At 48.7% G+C, this 5,072-nt stretch carries 7 protein-coding genes and 1 pseudogene; 4 read left to right on the top strand and 4 right to left on the bottom strand.

Annotated elements, in window-relative coordinates; genetic code table 11:
- A partial coding sequence (locus RTK01_RS15840) for a hypothetical protein (protein ID WP_312281898.1) occupies positions 1 to 215 on the top strand: 215 nt, incomplete at its 5' end.
- Between the two features lie 115 nt (positions 216 to 330).
- Here the strand turns inward: RTK01_RS15840 and RTK01_RS15835 are convergent.
- The 3 genes from RTK01_RS15835 to RTK01_RS15825 all read right to left on the bottom strand — a co-directional run bounded on the left by RTK01_RS15835 (position 331) and on the right by RTK01_RS15825 (position 2,098).
- Positions 331 to 825: a superoxide dismutase family protein gene (locus RTK01_RS15835; protein ID WP_312281897.1), complete on the bottom strand. Its 495-nt coding sequence runs from the start codon at positions 823 to 825 to the stop codon at positions 331 to 333.
- 133 nt (positions 826 to 958) lie between these two features.
- Positions 959 to 1,108 carry a hypothetical protein gene (locus RTK01_RS15830; RefSeq protein ID WP_312281896.1) on the bottom strand — a complete coding sequence of 50 codons (150 nt, stop codon included), beginning with the start codon at positions 1,106 to 1,108 and terminating at the stop codon, positions 959 to 961.
- Positions 1,109 to 1,630: 522 nt separating this feature from the next.
- Complete coding sequence (locus tag RTK01_RS15825; RefSeq protein ID WP_312281895.1) at positions 1,631 to 2,098, bottom strand: TspO/MBR family protein; 468 nt, start codon at positions 2,096 to 2,098, stop codon at positions 1,631 to 1,633.
- A 282-nt stretch (positions 2,099 to 2,380) separates the two neighbouring features.
- Here RTK01_RS15825 and RTK01_RS15820 point away from each other — a divergent pair, with 282 nt between their 5' ends.
- Positions 2,381 to 2,620, top strand: coding sequence for a terminase small subunit (locus tag RTK01_RS15820; RefSeq protein ID WP_312281894.1), 240 nt, complete (start codon positions 2,381 to 2,383; stop codon positions 2,618 to 2,620).
- A 174-nt stretch (positions 2,621 to 2,794) separates the two neighbouring features.
- On the opposite strand, the gene RTK01_RS15815 is transcribed toward RTK01_RS15820, so the two are convergent.
- On the bottom strand, positions 2,795 to 3,325 hold the full coding sequence (locus RTK01_RS15815; protein ID WP_312281893.1) for an isochorismatase family protein: 531 nt from the start codon (positions 3,323 to 3,325) through the stop codon (positions 2,795 to 2,797).
- A 149-nt stretch (positions 3,326 to 3,474) separates the two neighbouring features.
- On the opposite strand from RTK01_RS15815, the gene RTK01_RS15810 reads away from it, so the two are divergent.
- Positions 3,475 to 4,170: a hypothetical protein gene (locus tag RTK01_RS15810; protein WP_312281892.1), complete on the top strand. Its 696-nt coding sequence runs from the start codon at positions 3,475 to 3,477 to the stop codon at positions 4,168 to 4,170.
- Positions 4,171 to 4,436: 266 nt separating this feature from the next.
- Positions 4,437 to 5,072 (top strand): annotated as a pseudogene (locus RTK01_RS15805) (DEAD/DEAH box helicase); the annotation flags it as partial.

Here is a 5,072-nt window from a genome sequence, read left to right as displayed (position 1 = left end):
GCCCGGAGGCGGAGAGCGGGGAACACGACGATTATGTGATGGCGATGGCAATTACTTATTTCTGCCGGGACCAGCAGGACCGATTTGTTCTCTTGCCGGAGGCGGAGCGTGTCCAGTGGACGAATGATATGTACGAGGACTACCAAAATGCGGATGTGGCGGGAAAGCGGTATCTGCTGGAGAAATGGGGGAAATTCATTCTAGGAAGGATGTGAACTAACATGGGATATTGGACGCTGACATGGCGCGATGGCAGGGGCGAGCGGTCACGGAATCATGAGAATAAAAAACACCGCCCCCGGTGTACAAGATCGGGGACGGCATAGTTGCTTAACAACAACATGAGGTTATGTTTTTATAAATTTGACCGCAGGCAATCTTAGGGCCTGAATCCCCGGACGGCTGCGTCGTGAAATCATCCCGATGCCTATGAATTACTACGGTTTTGCCTACAATTTCGTCTACGAAAAATCTGTTTGTAAAGACCGTCATGAATGCGAAGCCCTGATTTCCGAAAAGCGGAGGAAGATCGCCTGCGTGGTCCGGGTGCAAACAGTTTCTCGGATTGTAGTGCCCGTCCGTATCGGCAAACGGGTCTGTCGCATTCCCGGCACATACGGCGCCCTCGTGGATATGGAAGCCGAAAACATTAGCTCCACAGGGGCCGTCATCACAGGGTAATCCTGTCACTTCCGCTGCTACAAGCACCCCGGACCTTGTCTGATAAAACCGGACAATTCCGCGAATTTCGGGATACGTCGCGCTCCCGTTTATTTGTGCACAAGCATTTGGTAATTGATTGAAATTTATGATATGCACTGCCATATCACCCCTTGATATCTTATGAAAAGCAAGTGAAAATGACACTCAATAGTAACGGAAAGAACGTGAGATTTGTGTGGCTCCGGCAGCCAGAGGAGACAGAAAAGAAAAACCGCCCCGGATAAGGGGCGGTAGATCAAAGGTCCTGAAGGTCAGCGGCAGGAAGATCGTTTTCCATATTGTCCCGTGCCAAATCGTTGTCAATGGCTGGGTAGACGTCCCCCAGGATAGGCTTGTCACCATCGCCATCATTAAGGATTTGAGCCAATTTTTTCTTTGGGTCCATACTATCACCTCAAGAATAGTCTTTGCCAATTTATTTTAAATATTTTAGGAAGAGACCCAATTACCCTCGACGAGCTGCGGAGGATGGCCGGACAATAAAAGCCGCCCCTTGAAAGAGGCGGCTTGGGATCAAATTCAACGCTGCTTGCAGATCTACCATGAGCATGGGATTCTGGCAATTCTGATTGCGTTAATTTGTGGAGGAATGCTTCTGGTCATTATCCCGTTATAAAAAATGCTCACGCAATTGCCCACACGAAAACGGCATGCCTGCGGCGTATGGACAAGCACAGTCTGAGACATTGACTCGTCAAAAACAAGCAAATCACCAGGGCGGACCCTAACCACGATTGCCTGCAAAATCATAGATACCACCTCTTATTGCAGGGTATGTCAAGGCTGAAAAGAATGTTCCGCTTTTTATCCCTGTGTCGCCGGAGACTGGCAAGCAATATATACAAACCGACCGCCCCATTTGGGGCGGTCGAAACTAGAAACAAAAATTAACTATTCAGTTATTGGATCAGTTTAATTGCCAGATCGAATAAGCGAGGTACCCGTCGAAATATACCCAGATAAGATATGGAATCTGTAAAAGTGCGGCTGTCCGGTTAACTTGCCAAAACGTGATAATCATGAGAATGATCAAAGCAAGCAAAAAAAGCAACCAGAAAAATGAAAGACCGTACATTTGTAAATTAAAAAACAGAAAGCTCCACAGGAAATTGACCACCAGTTGGATGAAATAGATGGTTAGAGCACGCTTTTTATAAGGAGACTCAGATTGATAGATTATGGCGGCGCTAATGCCCATGAGCGTATAAAGAACGGTCCACACAATCGGAAATATAAACGATGGCGGTGTCAAAGACGATTTTTTAACAGCTTCATATGACTCCATTGCACCGGAAGTAGCCCAGCTAACAAGGCCGGATACAACTAAATTAAACAAAATAAAAAAAGCGTAGCTTTTCCAAGGCTTCTTTTCCATGGATGTCTCCTCCTAAAAACAATTTTCTTGGTATGCAGTAAGTATATGAAAAAATCAATAGAAGCAGAAGAAAAACAATATATTACTTGAAATGTTTTCTGATTTCAGGTGACCCGCAAAATCAACCCGACAAATAGGATTTAAATACGGAAAAAGCGCTTGGGGCACAGTGCCTTGAGCGCTTTTTTTACGCCTTAAAAGTTGGTGATAACGGAACGTCCACTTGTGTTACGATGATAAATAACAAGAGACTTGTGACTTGCAGCCGGGGAGGGAGAGAGGATGGCAAAAAAGGCGCTGACGCCCGAAGAGCTGCGGGCCCTGCCCATGGAGAAGCTGGAAAAGCTGCTGAAGGACCAGCACGTTCTGTTTGTGTTTGAGTATCTGCGGGATTTCAACGGGACACAGGCGGCCATCCGCGCCGGGTATGAGGAAACCAGCGCGGCCAGTCAGGCATGGAAACTGCTGCGCAGGCCGGAAATCAAAGAGTACCGGGACCGGAAGATTCGGGAGATTTTCTAGAGCAAGAGAATTACGCCCGAGTTCATCCAGCTTTCCTGCTTTGAGATTTACTGCCGGTGATGGTCTGGGACACGGCGGATGCCGGGCCTATGCCAATATCACAGGGGCTTATCGATCGTGGTACAACATGTAAAACATGTGTACAAGCCCATTTCCAGAACCTTCTACGCGGTTTCAGCGGGCCGGAGCGGTATCTGTCCCGCAGTGTTCCTGCTCCGGTTGGTGGGCCAGCACCCGGTTAATAATTTTCATGCCGGCCTCGTGGTAGTCGCGTCCGTTCGTAGACGCACAGAACTCTCCGAGAACATCGAAGTCATAGCCTGCGTCAAAAAGCGTGATTGCCGATGCGATCACGCAGGCATCCGTATCAAAGCCGACCAGATCGATATGAGAGCACTGCCCCACCAAACGGGACAGGTCTTCATGCGGGAGTCCGTAAGTCGTTTTTTCCTCGACCACCGTCGGCAACCCGGCAGGGGGGTGGATCAGCAGGGAATCGGAGCAGGCGTCCAGCCCACTGTACCGGTGCAGTCGGTTATAGAACGGTGACTGCGGCGTATTTTTGTAATAGGTCAGGATGCAGTAGTCATATCTGCCGGTTTCTGCCAGCCTTTGAATTTCAGGAACGCGGTCTCTGGTGGTGTCCGTCAGAAATTCCTTCTGAACGTCAATGATCAACAACGCGTTGCGGGAAGGTTTGGTCATAACGATGCCTCCGGATCTGATTCATTCCGATGTCTTGGGTTAGAATGCTCGGGTGAGCACTGTTTCATTCGTACGGCTGCGTACAGAAGTCTCAAGTTGGACAAAAATAATACGATAGCAAAGAAAGTGGATACAAGTAATCAGGGAAAATGGGGCATCGCTTCCGGCTGGGATTTGGTTGGAGGCGGCTCGTCCGGTTCGTCTTCCAAGTCAAGTTCTTCCGGCGGTTCCAAAACTTCCTCCAGCGGGGCGGATCCTCGGGAGGAAACTCTGCGGCCTACGATAAAAATACCGGCGTGGATTACAGCCGAAACCAGAGCCTTGCGGGACAGACGGTGCGTCAGGAGATGTATGACGTAACCTATGACGAACTGGGATTCGCTAAAAGCGGCGCAAAGACTTCAGATTCTCCCGGATATATCGTGGACGGCGTATATTACGGAAGCGACGGGAACTCTTACAACGGAATTTACCGAAATTCCGATGGAAACTATGTCGCTCAGAACGGAGTAGACCAGGGCACTGACTACCAGACGCTCATCAACGCGGCCAAGGCCAAGGGCGATCTTGCCGGCGCGGCCATATATGAGCAGCTTCGCAATGAGAAAGTCAATTCTCCCAATTATACAGGAAGCCAGACGGCGACCAGCCTGTACGGCAACTATCTGCCGTCCTCCGTCTCCCAGAAGCAGCAGAATTACGGAACGTGGGAAGATTTTTTGAACGCATCCGGCTATCAGGACTACAACGAGCAGGTGCAGGCCGCCATCAAGGCGGCGGTGGACAAGTATTCTCTGGAGAAGTACAGTCTGGACAAGTATAATATTATGCCGAAGCTGAGATGATCAAAAAGGCAGCATCCCAAATGACTGGGGCGCTGCTTTAAATATCAAATACAAGATATCACCGTGGGAGAAATGTTGCTGGTTCAAAATTGTCTTTTCATTTTTGTAATTTGTGGTATACTAAAAATAATAAAGTAATTTCTGCGGTTCCCGTTGATCTTTATTGACGGGAATCGCTCTGCTTTCTTAATCCGTACAAAGTAGAACGCATCTGTGCCGTGTGCATGAGTGCCGTCTATTCTGATATTTTAGAAGAAGAGAATGACATGACATTTAAAGAACTAAACCTCGCAGCACCTATCTTAAAGGCGGTTGAACGCCAAGGATACACAACACCGACCCCCATTCAGCAAAAAGCAATTCCACTGCTGTTGCAAAAGAAAGACCTGATTGGCTGCGCCCAAACCGGCACGGGCAAGACAGCGGCCTTTGCCCTTCCAATCCTTCAGAACCTTGCGATGGAGCAAAAAAAGGGTATCAAAGCATTGATCCTCACGCCTACGAGGGAACTGGCCATTCAAATTCAGGAAAATTTTGATGAATATGGAGCCAATCTGCGCCTTCATTGCGCCGTGATCTTTGGCGGTGTCAGTCAGGTACCGCAAATAGAAAAACTGCGGCGAGGCGTTGATATCCTAATTGCGACGCCGGGGCGGCTTTGCGACTAAATGAATCAAGGCTATATCGACATCTCTCAGATTCAAGTTTTTGTCTTGGACGAGGCCGACCGGATGCTGGATATGGGCTTTATCCATGATGTAAAAAAAGTTCTGCGCGCACTGCCCGAGAAGCGACAGACCCTTCTTTTCAGTGCCACGATGCCAAAAGAGATTGAGGCACTTGCAAACACAATCCTTCACGACCCGGTTACAGTAAAAGTAGACCCCGTGTCCAGCACAGCA

The sequence above is a fragment of the Oscillibacter sp. genome, from assembly GCF_031978065.1.
In the GTDB taxonomy this organism is placed as follows: Bacteria; Bacillota; Clostridia; order Oscillospirales; family Oscillospiraceae; genus Oscillibacter.
Note: the sequence above shows the minus strand (reverse complement) of the source record. Positions and strands in the feature narration are given on the sequence as shown.

What these genes read in the sequence shown, in the direction of transcription:
- RTK01_RS15835 (WP_312281897.1), bottom strand. Translation starts at nt 825, where the DNA reads ATGGCAGTGCATATCATAAATTTCAATCAATTACCAAATGCTTGTGCA.
- RTK01_RS15830 (WP_312281896.1), bottom strand. Translation starts at nt 1,108, where the DNA reads ATGGACCCAAAGAAAAAATTGGCTCAAATCCTTAATGATGGCGATGGT.
- RTK01_RS15825 (WP_312281895.1), bottom strand. Translation starts at nt 2,098, where the DNA reads ATGGAAAAGAAGCCTTGGAAAAGCTACGCTTTTTTTATTTTGTTTAAT.
- RTK01_RS15820 (WP_312281894.1), top strand. Translation starts at nt 2,381, where the DNA reads ATGGCAAAAAAGGCGCTGACGCCCGAAGAGCTGCGGGCCCTGCCCATG.
- RTK01_RS15815 (WP_312281893.1), bottom strand. Translation starts at nt 3,325, where the DNA reads ATGACCAAACCTTCCCGCAACGCGTTGTTGATCATTGACGTTCAGAAG.
- RTK01_RS15810 (WP_312281892.1), top strand. Translation starts at nt 3,475, where the DNA reads ATGGGGCATCGCTTCCGGCTGGGATTTGGTTGGAGGCGGCTCGTCCGG.